Raw genomic sequence first — 16,015 nt, 5'->3', positions numbered from 1 at the left:
TGGCCCATAGCGCCTCCCTCGCAGCATGATGGTCAACTGTACCACCACACCGCGGGATCAAACACCTAGCCGCCTGCACACGTCTCAGGCCGCTGCGAGCGCCTGGGCGAGGTCGGCGATCAGGTCGTCCGGGTGCTCGATGCCGATGGACAGACGGATGGTGGATTCCAGCACGCCCATCCGTTCGCGCACCTCCACCGGCACGCCCGAGTGAGTCATGCTCGCCGGCAGGCTCGCCAGGGATTCCGTGCCGCCTAGGCTGACCGCGAGCTTGAAGATCTGCAGCGCGTTGAGGAAGCGAAACGCCGCCGCCTGGCCGCCTTGGATTTCGAAGGAGAAGGTCGAGCCGGCCCCCGTCGACTGGGCGGCGGAAATGCGCGCGGCCGCGGAATCCGGCGGGCTGAACGGCAGGTAGTGGACCTTGGCGACCTTGGCGTGGTCGCGCAGGAATTCCGCGATCGCGTGCGCGTTGCGGTCGGCGCGCTCCATGCGCAGGCTGAGCGTTTCCAGCGAGCGCCCGAGCATCCAGCAGGAATGCGGGTCGAGCTGCGTGCCGATGGCGCCGCGCAGCGCCTTGATCGGCCGGATCACAGCGCGGGAGCCGAGGGCAGCGCCGGCGATCAGGTCGGAATGGCCGCCCACATATTTGGTCAGGCTGTAGAGCGACAGGTCGGCGCCATGCTCGATCGGGCGCTGGAACACCGGCCCCAACATGGTGTTGTCGCAAGCGAAGACCGGCGTGTGCCCCTGCCGGCTGCCGATCTCGTCGGCGATACGGCGCAGCATCGCGATGTCGACCACGTTGTTGGTCGGGTTGGCAGGCGTTTCGACCAGGATCATCGAGACGCGGCCCTGGCCCATGGCGCGCTCCGCAGCAGCGCGGACCACCGCCTCGTCGGTGCCATCCTCGAGCCCGACCGCGCTGATGCCGAACGGCAGGAGCGTCTTGGTGAGGAGCGTCTCGGTACCGCCATAGAGCGGCTGCGAGTGGAGCACCACGTCGCCTGGGCGCGCGAAGGCCAGGATGGCGGTGGAGATGGCCGACATGCCGGACGAGAACAGCGCGCAGCTTTCCGTCCGTTCGAACACCGCCAGCCGGTCCTCGACGATCTCGCTGTTGGGATGGTTGAAGCGCGAATAGACGAGGCCGCCGCTCTCGCCGGCCGGCGGCTCCCGGCGGCCGGCTACCATGTCGAAGAAGTCGCGCCCTTCCTCGGCGGTGCGGAACACGAAGGTCGAGGTCAGGAAGACCGGCGGCTTGACCGCACCCTCCGAGAGAGACGGGTCGAAGCCGTAATTCATCATCTGCGTTTCGGGGTGGAGCAGATGGTTGCCGATATGGGTCCGCTTGGAGTGCTTGGGGGTCATCGGCGGCATGGCTGTTCTCCTTGGGCTCCCGGACAGGAAGGGTGGCGGCATCCCCTCGTCCAGGGCAATCACCGCTGAGGGGACCCTTTCGTCGCACTGCCTGGCAGAACGCGTGCGAGGCGGGTCCGTTGCATCCCGATCGGCGGGCAGGTGGACGTCTTCCGGACAGGGTCACGCCAGGAGAGACGCGATCCTGTTCAGGCGAGGGGCGCCAGGCGGAACCGGTGCGGGCATCGCGAGGTTGAGGCTGTGCTTTCCTATCTGGAGCGGAGCACGAACGTGGCGGACAAGGACCTGCAGTCTCTGTTTCTGCATCAGTTGAAGGACACGTATTTCGCGGAGAACGCGATCATCAAGGCGCTGCCCCAGATGGCCGCGGCAGCGCAGAGCGAGGATCTGCGCGGTGCGTTCGCGGTGCATCTGGAGGAAACCAAGAACCAAGTGAAGCGCCTGGAAAAGGTCTTCCAGCAACTGGGCGAGCAGCCCCAGGGCGTGGAGTGCAAGGCGATCCAGGGCATCATCGCGGAAGGCGAGGAGATCATGACCGAGTTCCAGGGTGGCGCCCTGGATGCGGGGCTGATCGCCGCGGCCCAGGCCGTCGAGCATTACGAGATCACCCGCTACGGCACGCTGATCGCCTGGGCCAAGCAGCTCGGTCACACCGAAGCCCAGGGCCTGCTGGAGGAGACGCTGGCCGAGGAAGAAAGCACCGACGAGGCGCTGTCCGAGCTGGCTGAGGATGCGATCAACCCCAAGGCCGCGTGAGCCGGGCCAGCCGCCCGCCCGGCGGGCCGGGCGGCTGATCGACCCGCCAGCGCACGAGGCGGACGCTTGGCCTGGTACTTCACCGCCGACACTCATTTCGGCGACCCGCGCGTCCTGCGCATCGACCGGCGCCCGTTCGGCTCGCTGGCCGAGCACGACCGGGCGCTGGTGGAGCGGTGGAACGCGGCCGTCGGAGCAGGGGACGAGGTCTGGCACCTGGGCGACTTCGCCCGGGGTGACCGGGCCCGGGTCGAGGACCTGCTCGCCCAGCTCAACGGCACCAAGCACCTGATCATCGGCAACAATGACGGGCCCGCCACGCTGGAGGCCAGCGCCTGGTCCAGCGTGGCGCATTACCGCGAGCTCGCTGATGAAGGCCGGCGCCTGGTCCTCTGCCACTACCCGTTCCGCACCTGGAACGGGATGGGCAAGCGTGCGATCGACCTGCACGGCCATTCCCATGGTCGGCTGAAGCCGCTGACCCGGCAGATCGACGTGGGCGTGGATGCCTGGCAGTTCCGCCCGGTCAGCCTCGCGACGATGCTGGCCGGGCGCCGCTACCGCGTCACCTGACGGTCACGACCAGATCAGGTCGCGCCCGGCCTGCAGATCCGCAGGTGCTACCTGGTCCAGCGTCGCCACCAGGCTCGGTGCGGCACCGCCGGCCCCATCCAGGTCGACGCGGATCTCCGTGCCGCCGACGGTGTTGGCCTTCAGCAGGACGTGTTTGCCGAGCGCTGGCACGCCGCCGTCGAAGTCCTCGAACAGGTCGCGCAGGTCGATCTGGTCCTCGCCCGGTTCGAAGTCGGTGACCCGGCGGCCGCTCCCGGCGGTCTCGAACACGAACTGGTCGTCGCCCGCGCCGCCCTTCAGCGTCTGGCTGCCCTTGCTCGCGACCAGCACGTCGTCGCCGGCCCCGCCGTCCAGATAGGAGGCGACCCCGTTGCCCTTCAGGATGTTGCCCATGCTGTTGCCGATCCCGACCTGCATCGTGTCGCCCTGCAGGAACAGGTTCTCGACATGGGCCGAGAGCTGGTGCCAGCTCGCCTTGCTCAGCACGGTGTCCACGCCCTTGCCACGGCCTTCCACGACGGTGTCGCCGGTGCTGTCGACCCGGTAGGTGTCGTCGCCGCGCCCGCCGCTCAGATAGTCCTGGCCGGCCTTGCCATCGATCAGGTTGTGGCCATCGGTGCCGTAGAGCCGGTCATTGCCGCTCGTCCCGAGTCTGGTGGTGGTGGCCGTCTGGCTGTAGGGCAGGTCGAGCAGGCTGTCCGGCTCCGGCGCAGGAGCAGGAGGAGGCGTGGGAGTCGGCGTCGGCTCGGGCTCCGGGGCCGGCGTCGCTCCGGTGCCGCTCGCGTCCAGCTTCAGGTTCTGGGTGCCCATGGTGACCTGCCGGGTCTGGCTTACGCCGTTGCCGGAGAAGGTGACTGTCCAGCTGCCCGCCGCCAGGTCGAGCTGGTAACCGCCGGTGGCCATGGTCTGGGTGGTGAAGCTGCCGCCGCTGCCGGTCACCTTGACTGTCACGTTGCCCAGTCCCTCGCCCGGATCATAGCCCTTGTCGCCGTCAGCGTCCTTGAAGGCCACGCCGGTCAGGATCGCCGGGCCGCCCTGGCGGCCGAATACTTCGGTGACCATGGCCGCCGTGCCGCCCTTGTACTCGCCGGACTGCAGGCCGATGCCGATTTCGCGCAGGTTGCCGTTCAGGATGTTCGCGCGGTGGCCGGGGCTGTTCATGAGCCCGACATGCATCCGGTCGGCCTCGTCGCGCAGGCCGGCGGGACCACCCACCGACTGCATGGCGATGTTCTCGGCCCATGTATTCCAGCCAGTATAGCCGGCGGCCTCGATCCGGTCGCCGACATTCGAGCTGCCCGCACCGCTGTGCGAGAAGGTGTCGGTCGCGAGCATCCAGGCGGTGTGGCTGTCGGCGGCGCTGTTCAGGTTCAGGTCGAAGGCGAGCGGCTGCACGCCGGCCTTGGCGCGCTCAATGTTGACGAGCTCGAGCAGGTACTGCTCGTCGGCGGTAGGTTGCGTCGGCACGTAGCTTGTCCTTGTCCGTTCGTCGGGATCGTCCTGAGGGGCCCGGCCGTCGTGGGGCGCTCGGCTTGGGTTGCGCATGCTCCTGGCATCCGGCGCCTGGTTCACGTGGCACGCGATCCCGGCATCGTGATCCAGCAGGTTCGGCCCGTCCGGGGATGTTCCTGCACTTTCGCCTGATTCGCTAGAACATAATTACCGGAAATAATTAAATTGGGTTATGTCTCATTTAATATTAAATACTTGGGACATAGAATGCTAAATGTTTACTATCACTGCTGGTATTTGAATAGAGATCTGCAACTTCAGGTAGGTCCGGGAGGTAAAGTTGCCAGTTCCGTGGAATGCCCGTTGCTCTTGCGGCAGGCTGCATCCCGAAGTCGAGCCCCGGCTCCGCCAGTCCGACCGCCTACCAGTCCGCCGGCCGGAACCGGGCAAGCCAGTGGCTGTCTGCAACCGCACCTTCTGTAATTCCATCATTGCGCGATCCGCCCCAGGAGCCGGCTGCTCTGCGTCCGGCTCAACTCGTTCATCTTCATGCAATCTTCCCAGTCGACCGACAGGGGCCACTGGACGCCCGTGGTTGTCGATCGCCTGTCAAGGACAGTGATCCGGTCAGTTTCTGTCGGTTCCTCTTCACTATCCCCGCCGGCTGGTCCATGGTCGGCGCCGCCATGGTCGCAGCGGGCAGCGCGTTTCGGCGGAGAACGGATGGGATTGCGTGATCGCCTGTCGCAGGCCGGCCTGTCGCTTACTCCCTCGGAGGCGAAGATCGTCCAGGTCCTGCTCGCCGACTACCCGATGTCCGGGCTGGGCACCGCCACCAGCCTGGCCCGGCGCGCCGGCGTGAGCGACCCGACCGTGGTGCGCCTGGTGGTCAAGCTCGGCTACGAGGGCTTCCCCGCGTTTCAGGCGGAACTCCTAGAGGAAGTGGAGGCCAGGCTGCGCTCGCCGCTCCTGATGATGGAGGCCAAGCGCCTGTCCGGCGCTGCCGACAGCATCGGCCAGGCCTATCTCGCCACCGTGCTGCGCAACCTGGACGACCTGCGCGCAGCCACGCCGGTCCACAGCTACGAGCGGGCCACCCGGCTGATCTGGGAGACCCGGGGCAGTGTCCTGGTGCTGGGCGGCCGGTTCAGCCGCAATGTCGGCGCCATGCTGGCGAGCTATCTGGGCCAGCTCCGGCCGGGCGTGCAGGACCTGGGCATCCTGTCGCCGGTCGACTTCGACCGGCTGGTCGATCTTGGCCGGCGCGATCTCCTGATTGTGTTCGACTATCGCCGCTACCAGGCCGACGTGATCGCGTTTGCCCGACAGGCCGCCGAGCGCGGTGCCGCGGTCGTCCTATTCACCGATCCCTGGCGCTCGCCGATCGCCGAGACCGCCGAGGTGGTGCTGGTGGCACCCATCGAGGCGGGCTCGCCCTACGACACGCTAGCACCGGTGGTGGCGCAGATGGAGGCCCTGCTGGCCCACGCGATCGCCCGGCTGGACGAGCCGGCGCGGCGGCGCATCGCGGAGGTCGAGCGGATCCGCCACGCCAATGCCGTCACTCTGGACGGCCCGACGCCAGAACCGCCCGCGGCCGCTGCCGGACGGCGCCGCAAGCCGCTACCATCCTGAACCATCGGCCCATCCATCGACCTGGAGAATGTTGCGCAGATGACCGAGACCCTGCCGCGCCGCGATGAGCCCTATGCCCGGGGCAGGACGGCACTGCTCCTGGTGGACATGCAGCGCATCTGGCTGGAGCCGGGGCTCGACCCCGACCATGCCGACTGGGGGCCTGACCATTATTTCTACAAGATTAACCGCGAAGTGGTGATCCCGAACCAGCGCCGGCTCCTGGCCGCGGCGCGCGCTTCGGGCGTGGAGGTGCTGCACACCATCATCCAGAGCCTGACTGAGGACGGCCGCGACCGCTCGCTCGACCACAAGCTCACGCCGATCCACATCCCGCCGAGCCTGCCTGAGGGGCTACCGCCGCCGGAGCTGGCGCCGGTGGGCGACGAGATCATGCTGCCCAAGACCTCGTCCGGCGTCTTCAACTCCACCAACCTCGACTATCTCCTGAAGAATCTGGGCATCCGGCACCTGGTGGTGGCGGGCGTGCTGACCGACCAGTGCGTCGACATGACGGTGCGCGACGGTGCCGATCGCGGCTACCTCGTCACCTGCGTGGCCGATGCCTGCGCCGCACCCACGCCGGAGCGGCATGCCACTGCTCTGAAGGCATTCGGCGGCTATTGCTGGGTCACGGACACGGCCACGGTCGAGACGCGCTTCAAGGCGCTCGGCACGGAGGCGCAGCGATGACCGACTGGAACACGACCCCGCTCGCCAGCATCGTCACGACCGATCTGGCCGCGATCACCCGCGGCCGGCCGGTGACCCATGACCGGCTCGACCGGATCGCCCAGACCGGCGTGGGCTGGGTCCCGGCCAATCTGTGCCTGACCGCCTTCAACGTGATCGCCGATCCGAATCCCTGGGGCTCGACCGGTGACCTGCGGATCATCCCGGACATGGAGGCGCGGTTCTCGACCGACCGGACCGGGGCACCCACCCTGTTCGACATGGTGATGGGCGACCTCACCGAACTGGACGGCACGCCCTGGTCCTGCTGCCCGCGCAGCCAGCTCAAGGCCGCGCTCGCCGCGCTGCAGGAAGCCACCGGCCTGCGCCTGCAGGCGACCTTCGAGCAGGAATTCCAGCTCGCACCGGCCGATCCCGCCACGCCGCCCGGCCATGCCTTCTCGTTCGGCGCGTTGCGCGCCGCCGACCCGTTCGCGCCACGCCTGATGGCGGCCATGGAGCAGGCCGGGATCGAGCCGGAGATGGTGCTGGCCGAGTACGGCCCGCACCAGTTCGAGGTGATCCATGCGCCGGCCGACGCGCTGGCCGCCGCGGACCGGGCCGTGGCCATCCGCGAGATCGTCCGCGAGGTGGCGCTGCATCTCAGCCGGCGCGCCAGCTTCACGCCGAAGCCGGAGCGGGGCGGGGTCGGCAACGGCGTGCACATCCATTTCAGTTTCCTGGATGAAGCGGGCCGACCGGCCATGCACGACGCGGCCGGACCGGGCGGCCTGTCCGAGGTCGCCCTGGCGTTCCTGGCCGGCGTGCTGCGCCACCTGCCGGCACTGACCGCACTGACCGCGGCGAGCGTCCCCTCCTATTACCGCCTGGCCCCGCACAACTGGAGCGCATCCTACACCTGGCTGGGCGAGCGCGACCGCGAGGCGACCTTGCGGATCTGCCCGGCGGTCCGGATCGGCGGGCGGGACGTCGCCCGGCAGTTCAACGTCGAGTATCGGGCGGCCGATGCCACCGCCAACCCTTACCTGGCGCTGGCAGCACTGGTCCGGGCCGGGCTCGCCGGCATCACCGAACGGCTGACCCCTCCGCCGGTGGTCAGCGGCGATCCGGCCCTGATGGATCCGGCGGAGTGCCACCGCCTAGGCCTGCGCCGCCTGCCGCTCTCGCTAGAGGAGGCGCTGGCCGCCTTTGAGGCTGATGCCACCGTGACCGGCTGGTTCGGGCCGGAACTGGTCGAGAGCTACCTGGCGGTCAAGCGGGCCGAGATCGCCCGTCTGGACGGCCGGGACGAGTCCGAGATCTGCGCGATCTACCGAGCGCTCTATTGATGGCGGACGGATCGGTGTTGGGGGACGGGCTAGCTGCGGATGCGATGCCGGGGCCAGGGAGCGCAGCCGGCGACTGGCCCGAGCCGGTGGTCGTCCTGAACGAGGCCGGCAGTGCGCCCACCGTCCTGATCTGCGAGCATGCCTCCCGGCACCTGCCGGCCGAGTATCGCGGCCTGGGCCTGGCGCCGGCCGATCTGGAGCGGCACATCGCCTGGGACATCGGTGCCGAGGCGGTCACGCGCGGCCTGTCCCGGGCCCTGGATGCACCGGCCTTCCTCGGCACCTATTCGCGCCTGCTGGTCGACCTGAACCGGCCGTTCGGCGTGCCGTCCAGCATCCCTGAGCGTTCGGAAGCCACCGACATCCCCGGCAATCGCGACCTGCCGCCCGCCGAGATCCTGCGCCGGCGCACCCGGATCTTCGAGCCGTTTCACCGCCGGGTCGCGTCCTTCCTGGACCGGCGCCGGGAAGCGGGGCTGCCGACCCGGATCGTCACCATCCACAGCTTCACGCCGGTGTTCCTGGGCGAGCGGCGCCCCTGGCACGCCGGCATCCTGTTTGACCGCTCGGAGGAGCTGGCACTCCAGCTGGTGGGGGCTCTGGCGAAGGACCGCCAGCTGGTGATCGGCACCAACCAGCCCTACCAGGTGGATCGCGAAACCGACTACGCCCTGCCGGTCTACGGCACCGACCGGGCGCTGCCGGCGATCCTGGTGGAGATCCGCCACGACCTGATCCGGGACGAGGCGGGGGTGGCGGAGTGGGTGGAGCGACTGCGCGCGGCCCTGGAAGAAGTCGCGTGAGCAAGGTGCGGGCAGCGCCGCCCATGATGTGGTGAGCCGCCGGGAATGAGCGGCCGTTACGAGAAAGGAGCCTTCATGTCGGGCCGGAACGCCGCGATCGCGGCCGTGCAGGCGCAGATCGATGCCGAGCGCGACTGGCTGGTCGACCTGACCAGCCGGATGGTGCGGGTGCCCACCGTCAACCCGAAATTCGAGACGGACCCGGCGATCAACCGCGAGGCGGAACTGCAGGCACTGTTGGAGCCGATCCTGCAGGAGGAAGGCTTTGCCACCGAGCAGTGGGACGTCCTGCCGGGCCGGCCGAACCTGGTGGGCGAGCGTCCTGGCACCGAGGAGCGCAGCCTGATCCTGTGCGGCCATATCGACGTGGTCCCGGTGGGCGCCGCGTCGGACTGGACGGTCGACCCGTTCGGCGGCGAGGTCAGGGACGGCCGGCTCTACGGCCGGGGTGCCATCGACATGAAGGGCGGGGTGGCCGCCTGCATCGCGGCTGCCCGGGCAATCCGCCGCGCCGGGCTAGAGCTGGAAGGACGGCTGGCGCTCCATGCGGTGGTCGACGAGGAGGCCGGCGGCTTTGGCGCCATGGACGCGGTCAAGCGCGGCAAGCTCGCCAAGGCGGTGCTGGTCGCCGAGCCCACCTGGGGCGACGTGCTGCCCGCCGAGGGCGGACTCGAATGGGTGCGGGTCACCATCCGCGGCCGCACCGCCCATGCCGGCTGGCGCTACAACGAGATCTACCCGCAGCGGCACACGCCCGACCGGCTGGAGCCGGGCGTGAACGCGATCGACCTGGCCAACCGCTTCATGCAGGCGCTGCGCCACTACGAGAACGACCGTGGCCGGGCCAAGGACCATCCGCTGGTGCCGGTCGGGCTGAACACGATCAATGTCGGCGTGATCCAGGGCGGTGCCGGCCTTGGCGAGAATGGCCTGCCGACGATCATGACCAACCCGGCGATCATCCCCGACGTCGTGGTGCTGGACCTGGACATGAAGTTCCTGCCGAACGAGAGTTCGGCCGAGGTCCGCCGCGACTTCGAGACCTTCGTCCATCACTTCGCCCAGACCGATGCCTGGCTGCGCGACCATCCGCCCACCGTGCAGTGGGAACTGGGCGGGCTGCATTTCCCGGCCTTGAACACGCCGGTCGACCACCCACTGGTCACCTCGCTGGTCGAGCACAAGACCAGGCTCGGCAAGGCACCCGAGATCCGGGGCTTCGTCGCGGTCTGCGACGCCGCCCATTATGCAGGGGCAGGGGTGGATGGCGTGATCTACGGCCCGTCGGGCGATGGCTTCCACGGCGTCGACGAATATGTCGACCTCGGCTCGCTGGTCGAGGCCACCAAGGTGATCGCCAGTGTGGTCATCGACTGGTGCGGGGTCCGCTGACCGCTGCCAAGCCCGCCGGCCGGTGCTCAGTCGCCGGCCGGCACCAGGCGCGTGGCCTGGGCGAGGTCGCCCTCGAACCAGAGCAGCGGGCTGCCGCTGCCGTTCAAGGTGACGGAGAGGACCTGGCCCAGCAGGATGCCATGGCTGGCGCCGTCATGGACGGTTTCCAGTGCGCACTCGAAGGCGACCAGCGCGTCGGCCAGCACCGGCACGCCGTGCCGGCCCGTCACCCAGTTGCCGGCGGCAAAGCGCGGCTCACCGCTCTCGGCGAAGCGGCCGCCGAACCGGCTCGCCAGCTCGCCATGCTCGGGGCGGAGCAGATTCACCGCAAAGCGGCGATGGTGCAGGATCGGGCGGTAGGAATCGGAATCGCGGTTGATGCAGGCGAGCAGGGTCGGCGGGTCGGCGGAAACTGAGGTCACCGCGGTCGCGGTGAGGCCGAACCGGTCGGGTGCCCGGCCGGTGGTCACGATCGTCACGCTGGCCGCTAGGCGGCGCATCCCGTCGATATAGGACACCCGGTTCACGCTCACCCGCTTCTCCCGCCCGTTCACGCCCGCCGCTCGCGTCGGTGTCCTGCGTTTTCCGCCGATCGGCAAGCAGCGTGGCACGCCGCCAGAGCCGCAACCTCGTGGCAGGACGGGCGTTCCTGAAACCCTGGCGGGCTGCGGCCAAGGGCGGCGAGGGTCCGGGCAGGCGGGAGCTGGACGATGACGGACCTGGTGCTCGCCCGGGCACGGATGGTCGAGCGGCAGCTCAAGGGCCGCGGCATCACCGACCCGCGCGTGCTGGCCGCGATGGCCAGCGTGCCGCGCGAGAGGTTCATCGCCGAGAGCCAGCGCGACGCCGCCTATGTCGACGGCCCGCTGCCGATCGGCGAGGGCCAGACCATCTCGCAGCCATTCGTGGTCGCCATGATGCTGCAGGCCGCCGAGCTCCAGCCGGACGACCGGGCACTGGAGATCGGCACGGGCTCGGGCTATGCCGCCGCGATCATGGCCGAGATCGTGCGGGAAGTGCACACGATCGAGCGGCACCCGCGCCTGACCGAGATCGCCCGGACCCGCCTGGAGCTCATGAAGTACCGCAACGTCCAGGTCCACCTGGGCGACGGCTCGCTCGGCTGGCCGGAAGCGGCCCCCTTCGACGCGATCATCGCAGCGGCCGGCGGACCCATCGTGCCGGCCACGCTCAAGCGGCAGCTCGCGACCGACGGTCGGCTGGTCATGCCGGTAGGACCGGGCGGCGAGCAGCGCCTGCTCAAGCTCACCAGGCAGAGCGAGACCCGCTTTCGCGAGGAGGACCTGGGTGCTGTCTGGTTCGTCCCGCTGATCGGCGCCGAAGGCTGGCCGGCTCCGGCCACATCCGGAGCGGAGCCCGAACCTCCCGATTGAGGGCGGGAGGGGGTGGAAGACCTGACGCCGCCCATGTCGGGGAATCGGGCAGTGCCGCCGGGCTCCAGCCCGATCCCCCTCAGGCCAGCTCGTTCAAGAGCCGGTTTTCCGTCTGACCGCATTGCTCCGGAGCGCGCGTTCCAGGATCTCGGCAAAGCGCTTCCTGGCGCGGCCCGGCAGGTTCGCATCCTGGATCTCGGCCGGCAGCTCGACTTCGCCGACCCGGACCAGCATCACCATGCCCATGCCGAAATGGGGCGAGCACTTGATCCCGTAGATGCCGGGCTGGTCCAGCGCCACGGCGATCTCCTCGTCGATCTGGCCCTTGAAGCCCGGATGGCCGTCCGGAACCATGCCGTCGATCGAGGCGGCGTTGTGGCTGCGATGGCCGACCCGGAACTGCAGCGTGTCGCCGGGCCGGAGCTCGACATAGTCCGGTTCGAACACCATCGAGCCGTGCAGGCCGCGATTGAGCATGCGCACCTCGATCACCTCGGCGCGGCCGGGGCCGGTGGCGAGGATCAGGATCGCGGCGGCGAGCAGCAGGCGACCGGCGGTCATCGGGCCGGGCATTCCTCAGGAGCGGGCCGAGACACGCCGAGCAGGCGGATGAAGCAGCGCCCGTCGGGGCCAGGCTCGACTCGGGCGTCGACATGGAAGATCTCGGCCAGGAGCCGGGGGGTCAGGATCTCCGCCGGGCGGCCGGTCGCCACCAGCCGGCCCCGGTCGAGCACGGCGATCCGGTCGGCGAACATGGCGGCGTGATTAAGGTCGTGCAGGGCGGCGATCACCGTCAGGTCGCGTGCGCGCACGAGTTCGAGCAGGCCGAGCTGGTGCTCGACGTCGAGATGGTTGGTCGGCTCGTCCAGGATCAGGATCCGGGGCGCCTGGGCCAGGGCACGGGCGATGTGCAGGCGCTGGCGCTCGCCACCGGACAGGGAGGGCCACGGGCGCGACGCGAATCCGGTCATGCCGACCGAGGCCAGTGCTGCGTCCACGATCCGGTCGTCCTGCCTGGACCAGGGACGCAGCGGCCCCAGATGCGGAGTGCGGCCGAGCTTCACCGCCTGGCGCGCGGTCAGGCGCTCGCCGGTCTCCGCCTGCTGCTCGACCAGGGCGATGACCCGCGCGACGTCGCGCCGGCGGATATCCTGCAGGTCGACGCCGCGGAGCAGGACCTGGCCGGCACGTGGCGGGCGCAGGCCGGCCAGCAGGGTGAGCAGGCTGGACTTGCCGGATCCATTCGGCCCGACGATCGCCAGGAACTCGCTCTCGGCCGCCATCAGCGAGATCCCGCTCAGGATGGTGCGGCCGCCGGCACGCCAAGTCAGGTTGCGGGCAGCCAGCATCACCGTGTCACCGGGCGCTGCATCAGGATCACCGCGAAGGCCGGAGCGCCGAACAGGGCGGTCATCACCCCGATCGGGAGGACCTGGCCCGGGATGATCGTGCGCGACAGGATGTCGGCGGCGATCATGAACACGGCGCCCAGCAGGGCCGATACGGGCAGCAGCGCATGGTGGCGCACGCCCACCAGGGCGCGCGCCGCATGGGGGATGACCAAGCCCACGAAGCCGATCGAGCCCACGATCGAGACCATGATCGCGGTCATCAGCGCGGTGGCGCCGAACATGATCACCTGCATCCGCCGCACCGCGATGCCGAGTGCCGCCGCGGCATTGGCGCCAAAGGCGAAGGCATCCAGTGCTCGGGCATGCGCGATGCAGACGAGGCAGCCGATGAGCGCCACCGGCAGCGCCAGGCCGACATCCGGCCAGCGGACCCCGGACAGGTTGCCGAGCAGCCAAAACATGATCCCGCGCGCCTGCTCGGCATTGGCCGACTTGGTCACGATGAAGGAGGTCAACGCGCTGAAGAGCTGGGAGCCGGCGATGCCCGCCAGGATGATCGCCGCGGCACCGCGGCCGGCCTTCAGTGCCAGGAGCGCCACCAGCCCAAACGCCACCAGGGCGCCAATCAGTGCTCCCAGCGAGAGCGACAGGAAGCCGCCTCCCAGCCCGAGGATCGCCACCGACACTGCACCGCTCGACGCGCCGGCGGAGATGCCCAGCAGGTAGGGATCGGCCAGGGCATTGCGCAACATCGACTGCAGGACCGCGCCGCACACCGCGAGCGCAGCACCGCAGGCAGCGGCGACGAGTGCGCGCGCCACGCGATAGTGCCAGACCACCCCCTCGTCGATCGGGTCGAGCCCGTAACCGGCTCCCCACAGCCGGTTGGCCAGCGTCTTGCCAACCACGTCGAGCGGGATGCGGGTCTCGCCGATGGCGGCACCCATGGCCAGGGCCGCCAGAAGGACGAGCATGGCCAGCCCGCCGGCCGCGAGGCGACGCCACGTCACGGTCGGCTGATCCCTACTTGCCCAAGCCTGCTGCGATCAGGGCGTCGGCCAGGACTTCCATGCCCTGGATCGTGCGGATCGTCGGGTTCATGGCCTGCGCATCCATCTCGACCACGTGGCCCTGCCGGACCGCCTCCATCTGGCTCGCGACCGGATCGGTGCGCAGGAACTCCCGCTTCACCGCGATGTCGTCGGCGGGAAAGCGGCGGCGCTCCATCTTGCCGGCGACGATGACCGTTGGGTTCGCCCGGGCGATCGTCTCCCAGCCGACCGTAGGCCACTCTTCCTCGCTCTCGATGACGTTGGTCACGCCCAGCGCCGACATCATGTAGCCCGGGGCACCGCTCTGCCCGGCTACGTAAGGGTCGATGTCCAGCTCGGCGCTGGAGAACCAGAAGACGGCCGAGACTTTGCCGTCCAGCCCTCCGAGTCTGGCCCTGGCTGCCGTCTCGCGGTCCCTGATCTCGGCGATCAGCGCCTGGCCATGTTCCTCCACACCGAAGATGCGGGCCAGGTCGTCGATCTCCTGGTAGACCAGATCCATGGTGAACTTCGCGGTGCGCACCCCGTCGCCGCCACCGGAATTGTCCTTGCCGACGCAGTCCGCCGGCGAGGTGTAGACCGGGATGCCCAGCTCCGCGAACTGCTCCGGCGTGGCGATCACGCCCTCGGGGCCGACCTGCCACTGGAACTGGGTCGCCACCAGGTCCGGCTTCTTGCCGACCACGCTCTCGAAGCTCGGGTCGTTGTCGGCCAGGCGCTCCACCTTGGCGTTCACCGCCGCCAATCCTTCCAGCACCGGGCTGACCCACAGTGCCGTGCCGGCGACGTGATCCGCCACGCCCAGCAGATAGAGGATCTCGGTCGTGCTCTGGCCGATCACCACCGCACGCTCGGGCGCCCTGGTGAACGTCAGCTCCTGGCCGCAGTTCTGCAGCGTCACGGGATAGGGCCGGGCTTGCGCGAGTGCCGCACTCGACGAGCACGCGAGCAGGAGGGCGGCGGTGCCGAGCAATGGCCGCACGGGAGATGGCATCATCGACCTGTCCTTCGAACACATGATGCGAGCGTCCGATGGTCAGGACTGGCCCCGCCGCTCGATCCGGCCAGATGGCCCCGACCGCCGAGGCGGATATGCGATGAGAAGCGCAAGGACGCGCTGCCGACCGTCATGAAGCCCTCCTGAGCATCCCCGCTCGAGGTCATGGACCTGATGGTGACGGCAGGTCTCCTGGCTTGTGGGTCGTCGTGGTCGCATCACCTTCCCGGGCCGGCACGGGCCCAGTGGCATCATGACGCGTTACTCGCCACTTACAGTTGCGGGGGCAGCCGCGGCTTGGGATGGATCGCTCCACCTGCACCGCGTTCCCTTTTTCATCCCGAGGGAACCGTCGGCAACCTTCTTACGCGGCCCGACGCCCCGGCGTCCAGCACCGACCCGGACCGGCACCTAGAGCGCCAGCCCGGGCGCCGCCAATCCGTCCCTGCCAGCAGCCGCAGGCCCCGGCGGCCGGCCCAGGCTCCGCGTGCTCTACCGCAGCGGCACCAGCATCGTCCTCTTCGTCCCAGAAACGACCTCCGGCTGCTACACGCGTTCCAGGGGCTACGCCAACCCCAGCCACTTCGCCCGACTGTACTGGCGGACCTTCCGACGTTCAGCCTTCGCAGTCCCGCATCGCAGCATCGACGGCTCGCACCCCAGTTCCCGACGTAGCCCGCTCGTCCGCATCCTCGCCGCCATCCTGATAGACCACGACCGGCGCCAGCGTCCGAAAGCCGATGCGTTCGTACAGCCGCCGGCCCTGCTGCGATGAGATCAGCAGCATGCGCTTGGCACCTTCCCGGCCTGCCCTGGCGGCCATGGCCGCCATCAGCGTCTCGCCCATCCCGCGGCGCCGGAATGCCGGCAGGGTCAGCACATGGTCGACCACGACCAGGTCAGGGCCAGCCCAGCCGAACCGGGCTGCCGCCGCCGGCTCGCCCTGGTAGTCGGCACGGAAGAACGCAGCCTGGGCGCGATCTACCCGATCACCTGGGATCCTCGCGAACAGCGCCAGCCGGTTGAACGCCGTGACCGCCTCCGGTCCCTCGATCTCGGCGACCTGGACCTTTGCTGCCGCCTCGGCAGCGAGCGGCAGATCGGCCTCCATCAGATGCTCGTCGCCCAGCTTCTGCATCGACGGGGGAAGAACCGGCAGGTGGGCGGCGGCTTCGGCGCCGATCACCGTCAGCCACATGCCCGCCTCCAGG

Annotated in this window: 16 protein-coding genes and 1 riboswitch; of the genes, 8 read left to right on the top strand and 8 right to left on the bottom strand. The window is 69.3% G+C overall.

From position 1 onward, the window contains the following. Positions 1 to 84: 84 nt before the first annotated feature. Positions 85 to 1,368, bottom strand: coding sequence for a cystathionine gamma-synthase family protein (locus EQG76_RS29600; protein WP_159718841.1), 1,284 nt, complete (start codon positions 1,366 to 1,368; stop codon positions 85 to 87). A gap of 279 nt (positions 1,369 to 1,647) precedes the next feature. Between EQG76_RS29600 and EQG76_RS29595 the strand changes: the two genes are divergently transcribed. Together EQG76_RS29595 and EQG76_RS29590 are read left to right on the top strand one after the other, a co-directional pair. Further along, positions 1,648 to 2,133 carry a YciE/YciF ferroxidase family protein gene (locus EQG76_RS29595; protein ID WP_159718839.1) on the top strand — a complete coding sequence of 162 codons (486 nt, stop codon included), beginning with the start codon at positions 1,648 to 1,650 and terminating at the stop codon, positions 2,131 to 2,133. Between the two features lie 66 nt (positions 2,134 to 2,199). Continuing rightward, complete coding sequence (locus EQG76_RS29590) at positions 2,200 to 2,706, top strand: metallophosphoesterase (RefSeq protein ID WP_159718838.1); 507 nt, start codon at positions 2,200 to 2,202, stop codon at positions 2,704 to 2,706. Positions 2,707 to 2,709: 3 nt separating this feature from the next. Here EQG76_RS29590 and EQG76_RS29585 read toward each other — a convergent pair whose 3' ends face one another. Further along, a complete protein-coding gene (locus EQG76_RS29585; protein WP_159718837.1) occupies positions 2,710 to 4,173 on the bottom strand; it encodes a CAP domain-containing protein in 1,464 nt (487 codons plus the stop codon). Positions 4,174 to 4,881: 708 nt separating this feature from the next. Between EQG76_RS29585 and EQG76_RS29580 the strand changes: the two genes are divergently transcribed. From EQG76_RS29580 to EQG76_RS29560, 5 genes are all read left to right on the top strand, one after another. Beyond that, positions 4,882 to 5,793, top strand: a complete 912-nt coding sequence (locus tag EQG76_RS29580; RefSeq protein ID WP_159718836.1) for a MurR/RpiR family transcriptional regulator — start codon at positions 4,882 to 4,884, stop codon at positions 5,791 to 5,793. 39 nt (positions 5,794 to 5,832) lie between these two features. Then, a complete protein-coding gene (locus EQG76_RS29575; RefSeq protein WP_159718835.1) occupies positions 5,833 to 6,486 on the top strand; it encodes a cysteine hydrolase family protein in 654 nt (217 codons plus the stop codon). Next, entirely contained in the window at positions 6,483 to 7,814 is a 1,332-nt protein-coding gene (locus EQG76_RS29570; protein WP_159718834.1) for a glutamine synthetase family protein, read from the top strand. The genes EQG76_RS29575 and EQG76_RS29570 overlap by 4 nt, the downstream gene beginning before the upstream one ends. 44 nt (positions 7,815 to 7,858) lie before the next feature. Beyond that, on the top strand, positions 7,859 to 8,617 hold the full coding sequence (locus EQG76_RS29565) for an N-formylglutamate amidohydrolase (protein ID WP_159718833.1): 759 nt from the start codon (positions 7,859 to 7,861) through the stop codon (positions 8,615 to 8,617). Positions 8,618 to 8,692: 75 nt separating this feature from the next. After that, entirely contained in the window at positions 8,693 to 10,009 is a 1,317-nt protein-coding gene (locus EQG76_RS29560) for a M20 family metallopeptidase (RefSeq protein WP_159718832.1), read from the top strand. Positions 10,010 to 10,035: 26 nt separating this feature from the next. On the opposite strand, the gene EQG76_RS29555 is transcribed toward EQG76_RS29560, so the two are convergent. Then, entirely contained in the window at positions 10,036 to 10,542 is a 507-nt protein-coding gene (locus EQG76_RS29555) for a flavin reductase family protein (protein WP_159718831.1), read from the bottom strand. Between the two features lie 177 nt (positions 10,543 to 10,719). Between EQG76_RS29555 and EQG76_RS29550 the strand changes: the two genes are divergently transcribed. Then, positions 10,720 to 11,403: a protein-L-isoaspartate(D-aspartate) O-methyltransferase gene (locus EQG76_RS29550; RefSeq protein WP_159718830.1), complete on the top strand. Its 684-nt coding sequence runs from the start codon at positions 10,720 to 10,722 to the stop codon at positions 11,401 to 11,403. A 93-nt stretch (positions 11,404 to 11,496) separates the two neighbouring features. Here EQG76_RS29550 and EQG76_RS29545 read toward each other — a convergent pair whose 3' ends face one another. The 5 genes from EQG76_RS29545 to EQG76_RS29525 all read right to left on the bottom strand — a co-directional run. Further along, positions 11,497 to 11,964 carry a pseudoazurin gene (locus tag EQG76_RS29545; protein ID WP_159718829.1) on the bottom strand — a complete coding sequence of 156 codons (468 nt, stop codon included), beginning with the start codon at positions 11,962 to 11,964 and terminating at the stop codon, positions 11,497 to 11,499. Beyond that, positions 11,961 to 12,755: an ABC transporter ATP-binding protein gene (locus tag EQG76_RS29540; protein ID WP_159718828.1), complete on the bottom strand. Its 795-nt coding sequence runs from the start codon at positions 12,753 to 12,755 to the stop codon at positions 11,961 to 11,963. The genes EQG76_RS29545 and EQG76_RS29540 overlap by 4 nt, the downstream gene beginning before the upstream one ends. After that, positions 12,752 to 13,729: a FecCD family ABC transporter permease gene (locus EQG76_RS29535; protein WP_159718840.1), complete on the bottom strand. Its 978-nt coding sequence runs from the start codon at positions 13,727 to 13,729 to the stop codon at positions 12,752 to 12,754. The genes EQG76_RS29540 and EQG76_RS29535 overlap by 4 nt, the downstream gene beginning before the upstream one ends. A 49-nt stretch (positions 13,730 to 13,778) precedes the next feature. After that, positions 13,779 to 14,801, bottom strand: coding sequence for an ABC transporter substrate-binding protein (locus EQG76_RS29530; protein WP_200841237.1), 1,023 nt, complete (start codon positions 14,799 to 14,801; stop codon positions 13,779 to 13,781). A 168-nt stretch (positions 14,802 to 14,969) separates the two neighbouring features. Continuing rightward, a riboswitch (cobalamin riboswitch) is annotated at positions 14,970 to 15,173 on the bottom strand. A 247-nt stretch (positions 15,174 to 15,420) separates the two neighbouring features. After that, the coding region (locus EQG76_RS29525; RefSeq protein WP_235031618.1) for a GNAT family N-acetyltransferase at positions 15,421 to 16,015 on the bottom strand (595 nt) is incomplete at its 5' end.

Origin of the sequence: Geminicoccus flavidas, from assembly GCF_009806515.1 — a bacterium.
Classification (GTDB): domain Bacteria; phylum Pseudomonadota; class Alphaproteobacteria; order Geminicoccales; family Geminicoccaceae; genus Geminicoccus; species Geminicoccus flavidus.
This window is presented reverse-complemented; position numbering and strand designations above follow the sequence as displayed.